Annotated in this window: 21 protein-coding genes; 15 read left to right on the forward strand and 6 right to left on the reverse strand. The window is 36.2% G+C overall.

The window, feature by feature from the left end:
- Nucleotide 1 precedes the first annotated feature (1 nt).
- The 5 genes from AC2CGR_RS17595 to corA all read left to right on the forward strand — a co-directional run bounded on the left by AC2CGR_RS17595 (nt 2) and on the right by corA (nt 5,528).
- Nucleotides 2–745: a FixH family protein gene (locus tag AC2CGR_RS17595; protein WP_001993299.1), complete on the forward strand. Its 744-nt coding sequence runs from the start codon at nt 2–4 to the stop codon at nt 743–745.
- 427 nt (nt 746–1,172) lie between these two features.
- Complete coding sequence (gene deoB / locus AC2CGR_RS17600) at nt 1,173–2,357, forward strand: phosphopentomutase (RefSeq protein WP_001046083.1); 1,185 nt, start codon at nt 1,173–1,175, stop codon at nt 2,355–2,357.
- Between the two features lie 12 nt (nt 2,358–2,369).
- Complete coding sequence (locus tag AC2CGR_RS17605; RefSeq protein WP_001078446.1) at nt 2,370–3,191, forward strand: purine-nucleoside phosphorylase; 822 nt, start codon at nt 2,370–2,372, stop codon at nt 3,189–3,191.
- A 7-nt stretch (nt 3,192–3,198) separates the two neighbouring features.
- A complete protein-coding gene (locus tag AC2CGR_RS17610; RefSeq protein WP_001243082.1) occupies nt 3,199–4,503 on the forward strand; it encodes a pyrimidine-nucleoside phosphorylase in 1,305 nt (434 codons plus the stop codon).
- Nucleotides 4,504–4,565: 62 nt separating this feature from the next.
- Nucleotides 4,566–5,528: a magnesium/cobalt transporter CorA gene (corA, locus tag AC2CGR_RS17615; protein ID WP_001976329.1), complete on the forward strand. Its 963-nt coding sequence runs from the start codon at nt 4,566–4,568 to the stop codon at nt 5,526–5,528.
- A gap of 36 nt (nt 5,529–5,564) precedes the next feature.
- Here the strand turns inward: corA and AC2CGR_RS17620 are convergent, their stop codons facing one another.
- Both AC2CGR_RS17620 and AC2CGR_RS17625 read right to left on the reverse strand, forming a co-directional pair.
- Nucleotides 5,565–6,854, reverse strand: a complete 1,290-nt coding sequence (locus tag AC2CGR_RS17620) for an NCS2 family permease (RefSeq protein ID WP_000676248.1) — start codon at nt 6,852–6,854, stop codon at nt 5,565–5,567.
- A gap of 134 nt (nt 6,855–6,988) precedes the next feature.
- Nucleotides 6,989–7,660 (reverse strand): SIMPL domain-containing protein, encoded by a 672-nt coding sequence (locus AC2CGR_RS17625; protein WP_131100697.1) that lies wholly within the window; start codon nt 7,658–7,660, stop codon nt 6,989–6,991.
- Between the two features lie 159 nt (nt 7,661–7,819).
- On the opposite strand from AC2CGR_RS17625, the gene AC2CGR_RS17630 reads away from it, so the two are divergent.
- A complete protein-coding gene (locus AC2CGR_RS17630) occupies nt 7,820–8,239 on the forward strand; it encodes a MarR family winged helix-turn-helix transcriptional regulator (protein ID WP_001003315.1) in 420 nt (139 codons plus the stop codon).
- 102 nt (nt 8,240–8,341) lie between these two features.
- Nucleotides 8,342–8,887, forward strand: a complete 546-nt coding sequence (locus AC2CGR_RS17635; RefSeq protein ID WP_073543118.1) for a hypothetical protein — start codon at nt 8,342–8,344, stop codon at nt 8,885–8,887.
- Nucleotides 8,888–8,911: 24 nt separating this feature from the next.
- On the opposite strand, the gene AC2CGR_RS17640 is transcribed toward AC2CGR_RS17635, so the two are convergent.
- From AC2CGR_RS17640 to AC2CGR_RS17655, 4 genes are read right to left on the reverse strand one after another with little or no spacing between them, the layout of a single operon-like run.
- The gene (locus tag AC2CGR_RS17640) at nt 8,912–9,976 is read right to left on the reverse strand and encodes an ABC transporter permease subunit (protein ID WP_131100695.1); all 1,065 of its coding nucleotides are present in this window, start codon (nt 9,974–9,976) and stop codon (nt 8,912–8,914) included.
- 12 nt (nt 9,977–9,988) lie between these two features.
- Complete coding sequence (locus AC2CGR_RS17645) at nt 9,989–11,053, reverse strand: ABC transporter permease subunit (protein ID WP_087966149.1); 1,065 nt, start codon at nt 11,051–11,053, stop codon at nt 9,989–9,991.
- Nucleotides 11,043–11,924 carry an ABC transporter ATP-binding protein gene (locus AC2CGR_RS17650; RefSeq protein WP_087966151.1) on the reverse strand — a complete coding sequence of 294 codons (882 nt, stop codon included), beginning with the start codon at nt 11,922–11,924 and terminating at the stop codon, nt 11,043–11,045. The genes AC2CGR_RS17645 and AC2CGR_RS17650 overlap by 11 nt, the downstream gene beginning before the upstream one ends.
- Nucleotides 11,890–12,309 carry a GntR family transcriptional regulator gene (locus AC2CGR_RS17655; RefSeq protein ID WP_087966152.1) on the reverse strand — a complete coding sequence of 140 codons (420 nt, stop codon included), beginning with the start codon at nt 12,307–12,309 and terminating at the stop codon, nt 11,890–11,892. The genes AC2CGR_RS17650 and AC2CGR_RS17655 overlap by 35 nt, the downstream gene beginning before the upstream one ends.
- 166 nt (nt 12,310–12,475) lie before the next feature.
- Between AC2CGR_RS17655 and dacF the strand changes: the two genes are divergently transcribed.
- The 8 genes from dacF to spoVAB all read left to right on the forward strand — a co-directional run bounded on the left by dacF (nt 12,476) and on the right by spoVAB (nt 18,303).
- Complete coding sequence (gene dacF / locus AC2CGR_RS17660) at nt 12,476–13,666, forward strand: serine-type D-Ala-D-Ala carboxypeptidase DacF (RefSeq protein WP_000831992.1); 1,191 nt, start codon at nt 12,476–12,478, stop codon at nt 13,664–13,666.
- Between the two features lie 170 nt (nt 13,667–13,836).
- The gene (gene spoIIAA / locus AC2CGR_RS17665) at nt 13,837–14,187 is read left to right on the forward strand and encodes an anti-sigma F factor antagonist (protein WP_000059133.1); all 351 of its coding nucleotides are present in this window, start codon (nt 13,837–13,839) and stop codon (nt 14,185–14,187) included.
- Nucleotides 14,188–14,628 (forward strand): anti-sigma F factor, encoded by a 441-nt coding sequence (gene spoIIAB / locus AC2CGR_RS17670; protein ID WP_001243399.1) that lies wholly within the window; start codon nt 14,188–14,190, stop codon nt 14,626–14,628. It abuts the gene before it with no gap.
- Nucleotides 14,629–14,640: 12 nt separating this feature from the next.
- A complete protein-coding gene (gene sigF / locus AC2CGR_RS17675) occupies nt 14,641–15,399 on the forward strand; it encodes an RNA polymerase sporulation sigma factor SigF (RefSeq protein ID WP_087966154.1) in 759 nt (252 codons plus the stop codon).
- A gap of 133 nt (nt 15,400–15,532) precedes the next feature.
- The gene (locus AC2CGR_RS17680) at nt 15,533–17,059 is read left to right on the forward strand and encodes a sodium-dependent transporter (RefSeq protein WP_087966156.1); all 1,527 of its coding nucleotides are present in this window, start codon (nt 15,533–15,535) and stop codon (nt 17,057–17,059) included.
- Nucleotides 17,059–17,157 (forward strand): methionine/alanine import family NSS transporter small subunit, encoded by a 99-nt coding sequence (locus tag AC2CGR_RS17685; RefSeq protein ID WP_000016827.1) that lies wholly within the window; start codon nt 17,059–17,061, stop codon nt 17,155–17,157. Before AC2CGR_RS17680 ends, AC2CGR_RS17685 begins: the two co-directional genes overlap by 1 nt.
- 116 nt (nt 17,158–17,273) lie before the next feature.
- Nucleotides 17,274–17,894: a stage V sporulation protein SpoVAA gene (gene spoVAA / locus AC2CGR_RS17690; protein ID WP_087966158.1), complete on the forward strand. Its 621-nt coding sequence runs from the start codon at nt 17,274–17,276 to the stop codon at nt 17,892–17,894.
- Complete coding sequence (spoVAB, locus tag AC2CGR_RS17695) at nt 17,887–18,303, forward strand: stage V sporulation protein SpoVAB (RefSeq protein WP_000572939.1); 417 nt, start codon at nt 17,887–17,889, stop codon at nt 18,301–18,303. The genes spoVAA and spoVAB overlap by 8 nt, the downstream gene beginning before the upstream one ends.
- The last annotated feature ends 4 nt before the right edge of the window (nt 18,304–18,307 follow it).

Below are 18,307 nucleotides of genomic sequence, written 5' to 3' on the forward strand. Positions count from 1 at the left end.
GATGATGAAAAAACTTATTATGACTTTATTTATCGCGATGCTAGCATTGGCTGGCTGTAATACAAACAAAGAAGAACCGAAAAAAGAACAGAAACTGGAAGCTGTAAAAGTAGCAGTTCAAACAAATCCGAAAGAAATTAAACCAGGTGAAAAAACAGAAGTACAAGCACTTGTTACACAAGGAAAAGAAAAAGTAACAGATGCTGATGATGTAAAGTTTGAAATTTGGAAAGCTGGCGACGAAAAGCACGAGATGCTAGAAGGTAAGCATAAAGGAAAAGGTGTTTATGCTGTAGAGAAAACGTTTGAGACGGATGGCGTATACCATATTATCGCTCACACAAATGCGCGTGAAATGCATGTTATGCCAGAAGTAAAAGTGGCTGTAGGAAATGCGAAAGTAGAAGATGCAAAAAAAGAAAATAGTGATCACGGTGCAGGACATGGCGATCATAAAAGCGATACAATGATTCACCTTATGGCTGGTGACATCAAAGCAAATGCTGAATCAACAATGAAAGTTCATTTAAAACAAAAGGAAGAAGCGTTAACTGGTGCTGAAGTACAACTTGAGATTTGGAAAGATGGTGTTGAAAAACACGAATTCATTCCAGCAAAAGAAGGAAATAAAGGGGAGTATGAAACGAAACATACTTTCAAAGAAAAGGGTTCTTACAAAGTGAAAGTTCATGTTAAAAAAGGCGAATTGCATGAACATAAAGAAGAAACGGTAGAAGTAAAATAAAAAAAGGTAGCTCTTTAGAGCTGCTTTTTTTTATTTTTATCCTGAAAATGATCTGTGGGAAAGAACAAAACCGCCACTGATTAAAATTTCACTTTATACGAAGAAATAAATCATAAAATGATTAGCACTTCTGTGCATAATGGATTACAATAGAAGTGTGAAGAAAATGAGAAATTCTACGAAAATGTATTAAAAAGAAAGCGTAAACATGTTATGATATCAGTATCAGATGTCTGACATCTGACTTAGAAAAAACTAGAAATGTTTTTGAGTCGTTTCAAGGTAAACGAAATAGGTTAGAGAATGATTTAAAGAAGTACTGTTTGATAATGAGAACGAAAGATAATTCTTATGGAGAACAGTTTCACTTTATAGCGTTTTGAACATACTACAAGAAGTAGAACTGAACTTATAGGAGGTCGCAGTTATGAATAAATATAAACGTATATTCCTAGTCGTAATGGACTCTGTTGGAATCGGTGAAGCACCAGATGCTGAACAATTTGGTGATTTAGGATCTGACACAATTGGTCACATTGCTGAGCATATGAATGGGTTACAAATGCCTAACATGGTGAAATTAGGTCTTGGTAACATTCGTGAAATGAAAGGCATCTCTAAAGTAGAGAAACCACTTGGATATTATACAAAAATGCAAGAGAAATCTACTGGTAAAGACACAATGACAGGTCACTGGGAGATCATGGGTCTTTACATTGATACACCATTCCAAGTGTTCCCAGAAGGATTTCCAAAAGAATTACTTGATGAATTAGAAGAAAAAACAGGCCGTAAAATCATCGGTAATAAACCAGCTTCTGGAACTGAAATTCTTGATGAACTTGGTCAAGAACAAATGGAAACAGGCTCTTTAATTGTTTACACTTCTGCCGATAGCGTATTACAAATCGCAGCACACGAAGAAGTAGTGCCGCTTGATGAGTTATATAAAATTTGTAAAATTGCACGTGAATTAACGTTAGACGAGAAGTACATGGTAGGCCGCGTTATCGCTCGTCCATTCGTTGGTGAGCCTGGAAACTTTACACGTACACCGAACCGTCATGACTATGCATTAAAACCATTCGGCCGTACAGTAATGAATGAATTAAAAGATAGTGATTATGATGTGATTGCTATAGGTAAAATCTCTGACATCTATGATGGTGAGGGGGTAACTGAATCACTTCGCACGAAGTCTAACATGGATGGAATGGATAAGCTTGTAGATACATTAAATATGGACTTTACAGGTCTTAGCTTCTTAAACTTAGTTGACTTTGATGCGCTATTCGGTCACCGTCGTGACCCACAAGGATACGGAGAAGCTCTGCAAGAATATGATGCACGTCTTCCAGAAGTATTCGAAAAACTAAAAGAAGATGATCTATTATTAATTACAGCAGACCACGGTAATGACCCAGTTCATCATGGTACTGATCATACACGTGAATATGTACCGTTATTAGCATATAGCCCAAGCATGAAAGAAGGCGGACAAGAATTACCACTTCGTCAAACATTTGCTGATATTGGTGCAACTGTAGCAGAAAACTTCGGTGTGAAAATGCCAGAATACGGAACAAGCTTCTTAAACGAGCTAAAGAAATAGGGGGATAAACAAATGAATCGTGAACTTATTACAAAATCAGCTTCATACTTAAAAGAGAAATTTCAAGAGACACCACAAGTAGGACTAATCCTTGGATCTGGACTAGGTGTATTAGCAGATGAAATCGAGAACGCAGTAACAGTACCTTACAGTGAAATCCCTGAATTCCCAGTTTCAACTGTAGAAGGCCATGCAGGTCAACTAGTATTCGGTACACTTCAAGGTGTAACAGTAGTAGCAATGCAAGGACGTTTCCACTTCTATGAAGGATACGATATGCAAAAAGTAACATTCCCAGTTCGTGTTATGAAAGAACTAGGGGTAGAAACAGTTGTTGTAACAAATGCAGCTGGTGGTGTAAATACATCATTCGAACCAGGCGATCTTATGTTAATTTCAGATCACATTAACTTCATGGGTACAAATCCATTAATCGGACCAAATGATTCTGAAATGGGTGTACGTTTCCCTGATATGTCTACATCATATACAGTAGAGCTTCGCGAAATGGCAAAACAAGTTGCAGCAGACTTAAATATTAAAGTACAAGAAGGTGTATACGTTGGAATGACAGGTCCTGTATATGAAACACCTGCTGAAATTCGTATGCTTCGTACACTTGGTGGAGATGCAGTTGGTATGTCAACAGTACCTGAAGTAATTGTAGCGCGTCACGCTGGTATGAAAGTACTTGGTATTTCTTGTATTTCAAATATGGCAGCTGGTATTTTAGATCAGCCACTTCACCACGATGAAGTAATCGAAACGACAGAACGTGTTAAAGCTAACTTCTTAGCATTAGTAAAAGCAATCGTAAAACAAATGAAGGGGTGACCTCACAATGAGAATGGTGGACCTAATTGCAAAAAAACGTGACGGACATGCATTAACGACAGAAGAAATTAACTTTATTGTTGAAGGATATACAAATGGTGATATTCCTGATTATCAAGTAAGTTCACTTGCAATGGCAATTTTCTTCCAAGATATGAACGATCAAGAACGTGCTGATTTAACGATGGCAATGGTAAATAGCGGTGATACAATCGACTTATCGGCTATTGAAGGAGTAAAAGTAGATAAGCACTCCACAGGTGGTGTTGGTGATACAACAACACTTGTATTAGGTCCATTAGTAGCCGCTTTAGGTGTACCGGTTGCAAAAATGTCTGGACGTGGTCTAGGACATACTGGTGGTACAATTGATAAATTAGAAGCAGTTCCAGGATTCCATGTTGAAATCGAAAATGATGAATTCATGCGTCTTGTAAATGAAAACAAAATCGCAGTTATTGGTCAAAGTGGAAACTTAACACCTGCGGATAAAAAATTGTATGCACTTCGTGATGTAACGGCAACAGTAAACTCAATTCCGCTTATTGCAAGCTCAATTATGAGTAAAAAAATTGCTGCTGGTGCAGATGCAATTGTTCTTGATGTAAAAACTGGAGCAGGTGCATTTATGAAAACAGATGAAGATGCAAAACGTTTAGCAGAAGCAATGGTACGCATTGGGAATAACGTTGGTCGTAATACGATGGCTGTTATTTCGGATATGAGTCAACCACTTGGTGAGGCGATTGGTAACGCACTTGAAGTACAAGAAGCAATTGATACATTACAAGGTAAAGGACCGAAAGATTTAGAAGAGTTATGTTTAACGCTTGGAAGTCAAATGGTATACCTTGCTGGACAAGCTTCATCTTTAGAAGATGCACGTGAGAAATTAATTGAAGTAATGAACAACGGTAAAGCGCTAGAATCATTTAAAACGTTCTTATCAGCGCAAGGCGGAGATGCATCTGTTGTTGATGATCCTTCTAAATTACCACAAGCACAGTTTAAAGTTGAAGTGGAAGCGAAGGAAGACGGTTATGTATCAGAAATCGTTGCAGATGAAATTGGAACAGCAGCAATGCTTTTAGGAGCAGGACGTGCGACGAAGGAATCTGAAATTGATTTAGCAGTTGGTTTAATGCTTCGCAAAAAAGTAGGGGAAAGCGTGAAAAAAGGTGAATCCCTTGTTACCATTTACGCAAACCGTGAAAATGTGGAAGATGTAAAAGCAAAAATTTATGAGAACATGAAAATCTCTAAAGAGCATGTAGATGCACCAACATTAGTGCATGGAATCGTTACTGAATAATAAAGAAGGGCCAGGGAGTATTTCTCCTTGGCTTTTTTTGCTATTTTTTGTTTATAATAATAATGGGTGAAATTATGATTAGAATTTGTGCAATAACAAAAACAGATGAAGTATTATATGATGTTTCGCTAGAGGAAACAAAGAAAGACCATATTGTATGGTATTGGCTAGATTTATATAAGCCAACGAAAGAAGAATATACATACATTTTGCAAGATCATTTTAAGTTCCATCCCCTTGCAATAGAAGACTGTATAGAATATGTACAGAGACCAAAAGTTGATTTTTATGATGGATATAACTTTTTAGTTCTTCATGCATTTGGTGAGGATGGATTAGAACCGCACGAGATTGATTTATTTATTAGTGATCGTTATATTGTTTCTTTCCATTTTTCTCATAACAATGCAATTGAAAGAGTATGGAAAACACTTGGAGAAAAGAAGCGTATTAAAAATAGTCCTTTACACGTAGCACATACAATTATCGATCAAATTGTAGATGACTATTTTGCGCCTGTCTATTACATTGAGGATCATTTAAATGCAATTGATGATAATTTAACGGGTGAGACGGCAGGAAGTGTACTAGAAGAAGTATTTGATATACGTGCAGATCTATCGAAGTTAAGACGTACAATTATTCCGATGCGTGATTTATTGTATCGTATTTTAAATTCGACTCGTTTTTACGGTATAAGTGATCATGAAATTTATTTTAAAGATATACATGATCATTTGCTTAAACTGACCGAAATGATTGAAGCAAGCCGGGAGTTAACAGCAGATATTCGAGATAGTTACTTTTCATTAAACTCGCATCATATGAATAACATTATGAAAACACTAACTGTATTCTCGACTATTTTCATGCCATTAACATTTATTGCGGGAGTATACGGAATGAACTTTACGCATATGCCAGAGCTTGGTGGACAATATAGTTATTTTATTTGTTTACTTATTATGGCACTAATTGGCGGCGGCATGATGGCTTGGTTTTATAAAAAAGGATGGTTTAAATAAAAAAAACACCGAGGGAAATTCCTCGGTGTTTTTTACTTAACCAATAGCATGTAATACGAACATGGCTAAGAATAAGCATGTAATGATATACATAGACGGTGCGACTTCTTTACGCTTTCCAAGAGCAACTTTTAAGATAGGATAAGCAATAAATCCGAACGCAATGCCATCAGCGATACTATATGTGAGCGGGATCATGACGATAATTAAGAACGCTGGAAATCCTTCTGAAAAATCGTTCAGAGGAATTTGTTGAATGCTTGTAATCATCAGGCCGCCAATAATAATTAAGATTGGTGCAATGGCACTATCAGGAATTAGTTTGACAAACGGAAGTGCAAACAGTGATGCAAAGAATAATAACCCTGTAACGATAGACGTCAGACCTGTCTTACCGCCTGCAGTAATACCTGCGGCACTCTCTACTGTTGATACGGTAGGGCTTGTGCCAAATAGACCACATGTCATTGCTGAAATTGCATTGGCTTGGTAAGCACGTGGGAATTTACGGTCATCTTCTAATAAACCGTGCAATAGTCCCATGTTCTCAAAAATAAGCACCATGCTTAAGGAGAATGTTGCAATCCAAAACGGTAAGGAAGAAAGTTTGCCAAATGACATAGCTCCAAACACATCGCCGTAATTAGCGAATGAGAATGAACTATTTCCGATTTGACTTGTATCAACAAGGCCAAATAGCCATGCAATACCAGTTCCTATTGCAATCGTCCATAAAAAGTTTCCACGTACGTTACGAATAAATAGCACAAGTGCAACGATAAGAGTAAGCACGGTCGCAAGAACGACAGGGTTACTTAATTTACCCATTGCAACAGCAGTATTTGGATTCGAAACGACTAAACCACCTTTTTGCAATCCGATAAACGCTAAAAACAATCCGATACCGACAGTAATAGCTTCCTTTAATGATTTTGGAATCGATACTGAAAGCACGCGAGCGATTGGTGTAAACGCAGCAATTGCAAAAATAATACCAGAGATGAAGACAGCTGCTAATGCTTCCTGCCAAGTTAATCCGAGCGTATGCACAGCAGTGTACGTGAAGAATGCATTTACACCCATACCAGGGACAAGAATAGCAGGTGCATTTGCCCAAAATGCCATGAGCAGACATCCGACAAATGAACTGAAAACAGTTGCTAAAATTCCAGCTTCAAGAGGAATGCCAGCATCGGATAAAATGGATGCATTTACAATCATAATATATACGATTGTGAAAAATGACGTAACTCCAGCTAAAACTTCTTGTTTTGGTGATGTTTCGTGTAAACCTAATTTAAATGTTCTTTCAAGTATTCCTTTCATGTTAAACCTTCTTTTTCATATCCCTCTCCCACCCGTGATATCTCTTTTGTAAGAGCTCACCGTCCTTTATTATATCAGAACATCATGTTTTTACAACAAGGAAAATGATAACGTTTACTTATAAATGAAATTATTTATAAATACGTAAAAATCGCTCGTATTGTAGAAATGATTTCTAATTCTCCCGATTGAATGGGAGGAGATGCTTGTGCATGTAAAGTAGCATAGGACGCGACTTCCCTTGGTAATTGAGCTGATTCTTCAACGAATGAGAGTGGAACAGGATTAATGTTTAAATTGTATGTACTCGCAATAGCACGAGCTTTTTCTATAGCTTGTTGCAGGGCTTGAATGAGAGCTTGCTCATAATATTTATTTGGGTGAGATATTCGAAACCGTAAACCTTTTGCTACGTTTGCTCCATTTGAAACGGCTATATCATATACTTCCCCTGCTTTTTGTACATTTAAAACGGTAATTTCATACAAATGTTCCACACGATATCCTTGTAGTAATGCTTTATCATTTACATACTCGTATTGAGGAGTGATCGTATAAGAAATCGTTTCTATATCTTTATCAGCAATACCAAGCTGTTTAAGTGCATCCAGCAATTGTTTTGATTGTACTGCATTTTCTTCTTGCGCTTGTTTCACATTTTTACTATCAGTTCGAATGCCAAGTGTTAGTATAACAACATTTGGTTTCGCTTTGATAACACCTTCACCTTGTACAGTAATAGTCGCTTCTTTACCAGTGTTAGCTGTGCGTACATTGTGTAAATAAGGATTCATTCCACCCTGCATTTTCCATCACCATCCTTTTTATATGTATATGTGTGAACAAAAAAGAAATTTATATGAAAAAAGTTACATAAATGAGAATGTTGAGGAAAGAAAGGATATACAACAAGGGTATTTATAGATTATAATATGTGTAAATATGATAAAAAAGGGACGAGGCTAGTGAACGAAAAAAGAGAAACACTGATTTTAGAGTTATCCGGATCATTTCGAAAGATGATACGTTTATTACAAAATGATATTAATACACGTTTTGCAGAACATATGCCATATAATGAATTTTCTGTATTACGCGCGTTATTTTTAAACAGTCCACAGATGGCTTCGCAAATTGCGAGTGAAGTAAACGTAACCTCCAGTCATATTACAGCTGTTACAGATCGTCTCGTACGAAAAGGATTAGTAGAAAGAAAACGTTCTAATTCAGATCGTCGTATTGTGTACTTAGAAATTACAGAGCACGGAAGAGAAGTAACTGAAAAACTAGAAGCTGTACGAAAAGAATATTATAAAGAGAGATTTAAAGGTTGGAGCGACCAAGAAATAGAAATGGTGTTAGAGCTATTTGGCCGCGTATTATAATAAATGAGGATAGGAAGCGAAAGCTTTCCTATCCTTTTTCTTTTGAATAAAAACATTTTGAAACTCCAATACTTTAATTAAAAAGAATCGGAGTGAAAAATTATGAAACGTATTTCTATGCTTTTCATTATGATTGGAAGTTTATTCTGCTTTCATCAATTCGCGGATGCCGCAACGCCTCTACAAGTCGTTCAGAAAGAATTACAACATATTTCAAATAAGCAACCTGTTTTATATTCAAAACTATGGATTCGCTCAATGCAGAATGCTATTTTATTTCATCATAGTGATAACATTCGGCATGAAGATACGATAAGCAATGTAACAAAGTCTTCTCTTGTAAAAGTAAAACAACTGCCACTTCAGAAAGCGTCACAGTATATCCCGAGATTATCGCAATATATTTCTAAGTTTGAGGCTGAGAATGTGCAAGTGTATTATGTTGCAGCTCGCTATGAAGTGAAAAAAGAAAATCCATATCAGTTAAATGGTATGAATTATTTTATGCAAGTGTTTATTCAACAAGGGGGAGAATGGAGAATTGCTGAAAGTATAGTTGCTCCAACAGATCAAATCGTGGCAAATGGTGATGGGTTTGGAACGAAGCAAGAAAAAGAATATGGGAAAAGAAGAGAGAATGTAAAATAACCTCCTCATCAAGAGGAGGTTATTTTATTTGAAATTCCAAGAGACTTTCCATTTTAATATTTTAGGTAGGAAGAAATACGTAATGAAACTAGTCACCAAAAATCCGATGTAAAAGCTGGACAATGACTGCGCGCCACTTAACATTAAACCTCCGATGGTCCCACCAAAGAAAATTGCACAAGTCAATACTACTTTTTGCAGTTTTGGATATAATAAGTAGTTACCATTTCGCTCATTGACTGAACGGACATATAAATATATACCAAGTGGTAATAAAAGAATAATATGTGCAATAGGTCCAATCAATGTTTTAGCTGAAGGAATGTATGAAAAATTTGGTTCATCATGATGACCTCCTTTAGGATCGGTGTAAGCACGTTGTGGATTGTAATTAAATACAATATTAAATTCTTCTGCTGGGCTAGAAATACGTATCTTTTCCGTCATATTGTTTATTTTAGTATGAATCTTTTCCCCATCTGCGTTTGAATGAACACTAATTACCCCTACGATAAGAGAGGGAAGTAAGAATGGAAAAACGATTATAATGGCAGTGATAATTCCTTGGGATACGATATTTCCAGCAATCGTTCCTATACATAATGCAAGCGTATAAATAGCAATTAGCACAATCAACATGTATAAAAAGTACGTATGGAATGGGGAAAAGATTTGATATTTATTATGAAAAGTTGTTTTTTTCATAATGGCAAACAATCCCCAGTTTAAAACGACAATTGCTACAATATTGCAGATTCCAAACAACCATTTTGTTATATAGAGGTGCGAACGTTTAAAGGGCATAGACCATAACAAGTCGCTAGCGTTATTTTGCCTTTCCCACCCAATTAACGTACAGGCTAGAACGATAAGTATACTACCCAACAACATGACAGGTTTTAAAAGTGTTAAATTAAAGTAGTAATGATATATATAGTTCCACGCTTTGTCCATCTGTAAATATTGTTGTTGTTCAATGGAGGTCATATAGTACATATAGGATAGATTATAGAAACTGCTGAGCCACAATAGCCATACAACATATTTACTTTGTTGATACGTTCTGAGCCATAATGCTTTTTGAAACATAGGATCCCTCCTTTAAAAAACTTTATAATTTGTTAGGCGTGATAGTATAAAATATGTGATTATTCCAGCGGCAAATATACCAATATAGTAACTAAACAAGAAATTTAAACTGTATATTTTATAGCCACCAAGTAAAGCGAAATATAGTGTTGTTCCCCATACCCATATTCGTAAATGCTTTTGGAAAATAAATATCTTCTGACTGTTTTCATTTGGCGATCGTGTATATAAATATATCCCAAGTAGTAAATAAAATATCGTATAGAAAATAGGGACTAACATTGATTTGGCTGAATAATATATATGAGATGCTGGATCTCTTAAAGTAGTTGGGTTATTCTCAATCTTACGAGATTCTGGATCATACTGATAAGTGATAGAAAAGTGCTTAATTGGTGCAACTATATTCGTTTTTTGATTGATTTCATAAAGTTGTTTATAAAAATTTGGATTTCTAGTATCCATGGCATTTAAATGGTTTATTGTGAAAGTGTATAATAACGTAGTAAATGTAACTCCCGCTAGTAACCACGGAATACAAAAAACAAGCTGTGAAACAACACTTCCAGTAAAAGTACCGATGCATAATGCAGCTGTGTATACTGCTACATAAGAAACAATTGCATAAAGAAAGTATCGATTAAAGGGGCTAAATGATTGATAATCAAAATGGATTGTTGTTCTATAAATAACATACATAAGGATCCAATTTACAAGGAGCGACCCTATAATCCAGAATGAACCGAAAGCCCATTTAGATAATAAAATATCTTTTCTATTAAAAGGCATTGCCATAAGTGTGCTATTAGAATGGTTACTACGCTCCCACCCCATTAATAAACAGGCTAAGGCAATGATAAGAACAGTTAACCAAAAACTATTACCTTCTCCTGAAGAAAAGGCATAAAAATAATAATACTGTTTCCCTTTTTCTTGTAATCCGTAATATTTATCGAGTTCCATCTGAGCACTTCTATAGTATCCGAGAGATAAAAGATAAAGCGAACTAAAGAAGAATAGCAACACAGCATATTTCCCGCGCTTCCAATTCCACATCCACAACGCCTTATGAAACATACCCATCCTCCTCCAGTGTCGTAACGAAGACATCTTCAAGTGACATTGTTAATTCTTCAATGAGTATAGGTTGTTCTTTATAAAACTTCTCCAGTGTTGTAGCCACATTTCCCTCAATTAAGATTGTATATACTTTTCCTGTTTGATTTAATATTTTAATATTGCTTAAGTTTTCTAGTTTTTGAGGTAATGAACGTTCGTAAGCTACTTGGATTTTAGCAAATCGTGATTTTGCATCATCTAGTGATGTAATAGAAGATATAGTATGGCCTTTTAATATAATGATTGTATCTGCAATTTGTTCCACTTCATCTAAATGGTGAGTGGAGATGAAAATGGTAATCTCTTTTTCTGCAACTTCTCCTACGAGAAACTGTAAAATTTGCCTTTTCACGATAGGATCAAGTCCGTTTGTCGGTTCATCTAAAATGATATATTCTGCTTTTGTAGAAACGGCTAAAATGATGGCAAGCAGTGCTTTCATTCCTTTTGAATAGCTACGAATTCGTTTGTTTGGTAAGTTAAAACGTTCTAACAGGTCATAGAAATATGCTTCATCAAAGGCGGTATAAACGGCTTTATAAAACTTTACAATTTCTTTTACCGTATATCCGTTCAATATGTTAGTAGAATCCGGAACATATACGATTTTTTGCTTTATTTCAGGACACTGATGAATGTTTGTATCTTCATATGTAACGGTCCCTGCATCAGGGTCTAAAATACCGACCATCGTTCGCAATAAAGTTGTTTTCCCCGCACCGTTTCTTCCGAGTAATCCGATGATACTCCCTCTTTGTAATGTGAAAGAAACATCGTCTAAAATCGTTTGATTATCAATTGTTTTCTTCAGGCTTGTCACTTTCAGCATCTGTATTTCCTCCAATCTCTTTATAGTATGAATCTATCCAATCATGAATTTTATCTTTCGTAACACCAAGATAAGAGGCTTCTAATAGTAATTGATGGAATTGCTTTTCAACCATAGCGATTTTCCTTTCGTCTAATGTTGGGGTAATCGATTGGGATACAAATGTTCCTTTTCCTCGTAATGTTTCAATAATCCCTTGTCGCTCTAACTCTTGATACGCTTTACTCACTGTATTTGGATTGATAACGAGTAAAGAAGCGAGTTCGCGTACAGAAGGAAGTTTGTCACTTGGAGCTAATATGTTCTTCAATACGAGTTCTTTTATATTTTGAACAATTTGTTCCCATATCGGAGTGTTGCTTCTTGGATCAAGTTGAATATGCAAGAGCAATGTCTCCTTTCTGACATGTATTAAGTGTACTACTTAATGTAATACACTTAATACAATAAAGGTGATGAATGTGTTTGTCAACCGAAAATGTTAGAAAAATATGGTATTAAAAAATGAAGAATTGGAAAAAATAGGTTTGATATAGAATGGAGGGTTAGTCATGAAGCGAGTTTTTGGAATACTTGTTTGTTTCATGTTATTGCTTTCTGGTACTTCAGTTAGTTTCGCACAATCTGAGAAGACGAAGCAGGAGAAAACAGAAGAAACAACGCCGAAGTTAGCGGAACAAGCGTCATCAGCAATTGTAATTGAACAAGATACAGGTAAAGTTTTGTTTGATAAAAATCCAAATGAGAAGTTACCACCTGCTAGTATGACGAAGATTATGACAATGCTATTAATTATGGAACAAGTTGAAAAAGGAAAATTAAAACTGACCGATAAAGTGAGAGCAAGTGAGCATGCAGCTTCAATGGGTGGATCACAAATCTTTTTAGAGCCTGGAGAAGAGATGACCGTAAATGAAATGCTAAAGGGTATTGCCATTGCATCTGGAAATGATGCGTCTGTTGCAGTAGCGGAGCATATTGCTGGTTCAGAAGAAGGTTTTGTAAATATGATGAACAAAAAAGCGAAAGATTTAGGACTGAAAAATACTCATTTTCAAAATCCGACAGGTCTTCCGGCTAAAGACCATTATTCCACAGCGAATGATATGGCTATAATGGCAAAAGAATTGATGAAATATCCACTTATTCGCAAATACACAGGAAAATATGAAGACTATTTACGTGAAGATACGGATAAGAAGTTTTGGCTCGTTAATACGAATAAGTTAGTACGTTTTTATCCGGGAGTAGATGGTGTAAAAACGGGCTTTACGACAGAAGCAAAATATTGTTTAACAGCATCGGCTGAAAAGAATGGGATGCGTGTTATTTCAGTTGTTATGGGAGCACCTACATCGAAAGAACGGAACAATCAAGTAACGAAGCTTCTTGACTACGCATTTGGTCAATATATGACAAAGAAATTGTATACACGAGGCGAAAAAATTAAGACTGTCCAAGTAGGAAAAGGGAAAAAAGAAAAAGTAGATTTAGTTGCGTCAGACAATGTATCTCTTCTTATGAAGAAGGGCGAAAATATGGACAAGGTAAAGCAAGAGGTAATTGCTGAAAAGAAAGTGAAAGCGCCGATTAAAAAGGGCGATGCACTTGGTACACTTGTAATTAAAAAAGATAAAGATGTTTTATTAAAACAAACAATTGTAGCAAAAGAAGATGTTGCTGCAGCGAGCTGGTGGGAGTTATTTAAAAGAAGTTTTGGGATGTTTTCAACATCAAAATAGCGGCAAACATTTTGCCGCTTTTCTATTCGTATGTAAGTAAATAATTGCTGAATGGTTTCACTTTATGGCGAAATAGTTCTTCTTTTGTCAGTAGGAAGGATTCTTATGTTGTATCACGAAAATCTTTATGTATGTAAATGAGTAAAGTTTGAGCATAAGGAGGAAATCGTGTGAGTCTTTCCATGCAATTAGAAGTAAAACGTGACGTCCTATGTGTGAGACTAGCGGGTGAATTAGATCATCATACTGCTGAAGAGTTGCGAACGAAAGTAACAGATATGATTGAGACACATGGTGTTCATCATATTGTTTTGAGCCTAGAGAACTTATCGTTTATGGATAGTTCTGGTTTAGGTGTTATATTAGGCCGATATAAGCATGTAAAGGGATTAGGTGGAGAAATGGTTGTTTGTGCAATTTCACCGCCTGTTAAGCGTTTATTTGAAATGTCGGGCTTATTTAAAATTGTTCGCTTAGAAGAAAGTGAAGCGCATGCGCTCGCGACGTTGGGGGTGGCATAAATGAGAAATGAAATGAACCTTCAATTTTCAGCATTAAGTCAAAATGAATCGTTCGCTCGCGTTACAGTAGCTGCTTTTATTGCGCAACTAGATCCTACGATGGAAGAACTTACAGAGATTAAAACAGTTGTGTCAGAAGCGGTTACGAATGCAATTATTCATGGGTACGAAGGAAATGCAGAAGGTGTTGTTTATATTTCTGTAATTTTGGAAGAAGCAATGGTGAAACTCACGATTCGAGATGAAGGGATTGGCATCTTTGATTTAGATGAAGCGAGACAACCCCTTTTTACAACTAAACCTGAATTAGAGCGTTCCGGAATGGGATTTACTATCATGGAAAATTTTATGGATGAAGTAGAAGTTATTTCAAACGAATCTTTCGGGACAACAATCCATTTGACAAAATACTTATCAAATAGTAACGCTCTATGCAATTAAGGAGAATAGCCTATGGACATAGAGGTCAAAAATGAGAAGAAGAAACCTCAGTTAAAGGACCACGAGCTAAAAGCGTTAATTCAACAAAGTCAAGATGGAAATCAACAAGCGAGAGATACAATCGTTCAAAGCAATATGCGTCTCGTATGGTCGGTTGTGCAGCGTTTTCTTAATCGAGGATACGAACCGGACGATTTATTTCAAATTGGATGTATTGGGCTCTTAAAATCGGTAGATAAATTTGATTTATCTTTCGACGTGAAATTTTCAACATATGCAGTTCCAATGATTATTGGCGAAATACAGCGATTTTTACGTGATGATGGATCAGTGAAAGTAAGTAGATCTTTAAAAGAAACAGGAAATAAAATACGAAAGATGAGAGACGAGCTTTCGAAAGAATTTGGAAGAGCTCCAACGATTAATGAAGTAGCGGAAGCGTTAGAACTAACGCCAGAGGAAGTGGTTCTGGCGCAAGAAGCGAGTCGTGCTCCTTCATCTATACATGAAACGGTGTATGAAAACGATGGGGATCCGATCACTATTTTAGATCAAATTGCAGATCAATCCGAAACGAAATGGTTCGATAAAATTGCTTTAAAAGAAGCAATTAGAGAACTAGACGAGCGAGAACGTTTAATCGTATATTTACGCTACTATAAAGACCAAACTCAATCGGAAGTAGCGGAGCGAATAGGCATTTCGCAAGTACAAGTTTCAAGACTTGAAAAGAAAATATTAAAACAGATGAAAGATCGAATAGATGAATAGCTATTCGATCTTTTTTTATGCCTTTAATAGGAGGAGATTGTAAACTTTCGTAAAAATTAACAGAATTTATTGATAATTCAGTAAATTTAAAATATAATCCAAGTATGAACTTGTCACAAAGGAGGAAGGAAATATGGAAACGAGGCAACAATGGGGAACGAGGGCTGGATTTATTTTCGCAGCAGTCGGCTCTGCCGTTGGATTAGGAAACATATGGCGTTTTCCTTATACAGCGTATGAAAATGGAGGCGGCGCATTCTTTTTACCGTACTTATTCGCATTATTAACGACTGGTATTTCATTATTAGCGTTTGAATTTGCTCTTGGGCATCGTCATCGTGGTTCAGCGCCACTTACGTTCTTCCGTATTCATCCGCGTGCTGAATTCATTGGATGGTGGCAAATGTGCGTAACATTTATCGTTTCAACATATTATGCAGTAATTATTGCTTGGTCTATTTCGTATACGTACTTTGCAATTACTGGAGCATGGGGGAAAGACACGCAATCATTTTTATTTAAAGAGTATTTACAGGTTGCAGATAAGCCAGGACAATTTGGAGGGCTTGTACCAGAAGTGTTAATTCCGTTAGCTCTCGTTTGGATTATTGTGCTTGGTGTTGCATTCAAAGGAGTTAAAAAAGGAATCGAAGTTGTTAACCGTATTTTCATCCCTTTATTAGTTGTTATGTTCCTTATTATCGTAGTTCGTGCAGTGACAATGGAAGGTGCGATGCAAGGATTAGATGCATTCTTTAAACCAGATTGGAGTCGTATTTTTGATGGGAAAGTATGGCTTGCTGCTTACGGTCAAATCTTCTTTAGTTTATCTTTAGCATTTGGAATTATGATTACGTATTCTAGTTATTTACCGAAAAACTCAGATACAACAAATAATGCATTTATTACGGGCTTTGCCAACTCAGGGTTTGAATTATTAGCAGGGATTGGGGTCTTTGCAGCTCTTGGATTTATGGCAAACAATATGGGAGTACCGGTTGATAAAGTGGCAAGTGCTGGTGTAGGGCTTGCGTTCGTAGTATTCCCGCAAATTATTAATGAATTACCAATGTCACCTTTATTTGGCGTATTATTTTTCTTATCATTAACGGTTGCTGGGATTACATCCCTCATTTCGCTTGCGGAAGTATGTTTTGCTGCCGTATCTGAAAAGTTTAGCTTAAGCCGCCAAAAAACAATTGGAATTATGGGGACGCTTCTCGTACTAGTTTCTCTTGTTTTTGCGACACGTGGCGGTCTTATGTTCCTAGATGTTGTCGATTACTTCGCTAATAACTTCGGATTAATTACGATTGCGTTAGCGGAAGTAGTTACGATAGGACTCATTTTACGTCGTTTACCAGTTTATCAAAACCACGCAAACTTCGTATCTGATATTAAGTTAGGGACGTTTTGGAGAGTGAGTTTACTCGTTATTACTCCGCTTATGTTAGGGTACATGTTAATTGATGGTACAATCCAAAATATTAAAAAGAACTATGGAGATTATTCAACGGAGTTTGTCGTAACGTATGGTTGGTCAATTGCAGCAGCGTTCCTTATCGTTGCGTTAATCATTAGTTTAAAGAAATGGAATGCACAAATACATTCAGATTCTGCTAAGCTTGAAAAAGAATGGAAAGATCGGGGTGTTTCATAATGAGTGGATCAGCGATTATGATGATGGTTATTGGAATAGTAGTCATTTGGGGAGGGCTCGCATTAAGTATTGCAAATTTATTTAAGAAAAAGACATAAACTAAAAAACATCTGTACCGAAATGGTACAGATGTTTTTTTATGAAAAAATTGTATTAGAAAAAAATTCAATAACCATACTACAACTACGAGGAAGAGTGAAGAGGTGAATAGAAATTGGAACAAACAATTTATATTAAAATGCGTAATCGATTAAAAGTTTCTCCTACGTATGAAGTAAAGCTCGGTGATGTTGCTCAACTTGCCGGAGATGCTCTGGTAGTTCAGTCGTTACAGGATGAGGTAGTTTACAAAATAACAGCGCATGATAAGACGCATGTTGTAATTGATGTTATGAAAATTATTGAGATTATTAGGCAAAAAGCGGCCCATATACAAATTAATTTAATCGGTTCTGGACAAACTCTTGTTGAAATTATATATGAAAAAAAGAAAGTACATCCGATTTTCTTCGGACTTGTATGGTTGTTACTTTTTATTGGAGCGGCCCTTGCGATTATTTATTTCCATGAAGATGTAAGTATGCAACAAGTGCACCAACGATTATATTACATGATTACGGGAGAATTTAAGGCGCAACCACTTCTATTTCAAATTCCTTATTCATTAGGTCTTGGGTTAGGTATGGTTTTATTTTTTAATCATGTATTCCAAAAGCGTATTAATGAAGAGCCGAGTCCGTTAGAAGTGGAGATGTTCCAATACCAGCAGTCACTTGACCAATATGTAATTGTTCATGAAAACAAGGATAATATGAAACAACTTGCCGATGATTGAATCTGGGTTTGTTATTTTAATCGGCTTAGCAGGAGGAATTGCAGTAGGTAGCGGATATGTCGCGTTTTTAGCTGTACTTGGTATAATCCCTCGTCTAGCTCAATTAACGAGAAGTGGAAAGCACATTCAATATTTTGAGTGGGCAGTTATTGCAGGTACGTTAACAGGAGCTTGGTGTAGTTTGAAAAATATTACATTTCAAACGTCGCAATATTGGCTTGTTATATTAGGCATATTTTGCGGCACATTCATTGGAATGCTCGCTGCCGCATTAACAGAAGTGTTAAATGTTTTACCTATTTTAGCGAAACGAGTAGGGGTAGAGGGGAAAATTGTTGTTTTGCTCGTTGCTCTTGTACTTGGAAAAGTAATAGGCTCGTTGTTTCACTGGATTTATTTCGTAAAGTAGGAGG

The organism is Bacillus sp. LSHTCR4, from assembly GCF_057197025.1.

What these genes read in the sequence shown, in the direction of transcription:
- AC2CGR_RS17595 (WP_001993299.1), top strand. Translation starts at nt 2, where the DNA reads ATGATGAAAAAACTTATTATGACTTTATTTATCGCGATGCTAGCATTG.
- deoB (WP_001046083.1), top strand. Translation starts at nt 1,173, where the DNA reads ATGAATAAATATAAACGTATATTCCTAGTCGTAATGGACTCTGTTGGA.
- AC2CGR_RS17605 (WP_001078446.1), top strand. Translation starts at nt 2,370, where the DNA reads ATGAATCGTGAACTTATTACAAAATCAGCTTCATACTTAAAAGAGAAA.
- AC2CGR_RS17610 (WP_001243082.1), top strand. Translation starts at nt 3,199, where the DNA reads ATGAGAATGGTGGACCTAATTGCAAAAAAACGTGACGGACATGCATTA.
- corA (WP_001976329.1), top strand. Translation starts at nt 4,566, where the DNA reads ATGGGTGAAATTATGATTAGAATTTGTGCAATAACAAAAACAGATGAA.
- AC2CGR_RS17620 (WP_000676248.1), bottom strand. Translation starts at nt 6,854, where the DNA reads ATGAAAGGAATACTTGAAAGAACATTTAAATTAGGTTTACACGAAACA.
- AC2CGR_RS17625 (WP_131100697.1), bottom strand. Translation starts at nt 7,660, where the DNA reads ATGCAGGGTGGAATGAATCCTTATTTACACAATGTACGCACAGCTAAC.
- AC2CGR_RS17635 (WP_073543118.1), top strand. Translation starts at nt 8,342, where the DNA reads ATGAAACGTATTTCTATGCTTTTCATTATGATTGGAAGTTTATTCTGC.
- AC2CGR_RS17640 (WP_131100695.1), bottom strand. Translation starts at nt 9,976, where the DNA reads ATGTTTCAAAAAGCATTATGGCTCAGAACGTATCAACAAAGTAAATAT.
- AC2CGR_RS17645 (WP_087966149.1), bottom strand. Translation starts at nt 11,053, where the DNA reads ATGTTTCATAAGGCGTTGTGGATGTGGAATTGGAAGCGCGGGAAATAT.
- AC2CGR_RS17650 (WP_087966151.1), bottom strand. Translation starts at nt 11,924, where the DNA reads ATGCTGAAAGTGACAAGCCTGAAGAAAACAATTGATAATCAAACGATT.
- dacF (WP_000831992.1), top strand. Translation starts at nt 12,476, where the DNA reads ATGAAGCGAGTTTTTGGAATACTTGTTTGTTTCATGTTATTGCTTTCT.
- spoIIAB (WP_001243399.1), top strand. Translation starts at nt 14,188, where the DNA reads ATGAGAAATGAAATGAACCTTCAATTTTCAGCATTAAGTCAAAATGAA.
- sigF (WP_087966154.1), top strand. Translation starts at nt 14,641, where the DNA reads ATGGACATAGAGGTCAAAAATGAGAAGAAGAAACCTCAGTTAAAGGAC.
- AC2CGR_RS17680 (WP_087966156.1), top strand. Translation starts at nt 15,533, where the DNA reads ATGGAAACGAGGCAACAATGGGGAACGAGGGCTGGATTTATTTTCGCA.
- AC2CGR_RS17685 (WP_000016827.1), top strand. Translation starts at nt 17,059, where the DNA reads ATGAGTGGATCAGCGATTATGATGATGGTTATTGGAATAGTAGTCATT.
- spoVAB (WP_000572939.1), top strand. Translation starts at nt 17,887, where the DNA reads ATGATTGAATCTGGGTTTGTTATTTTAATCGGCTTAGCAGGAGGAATT.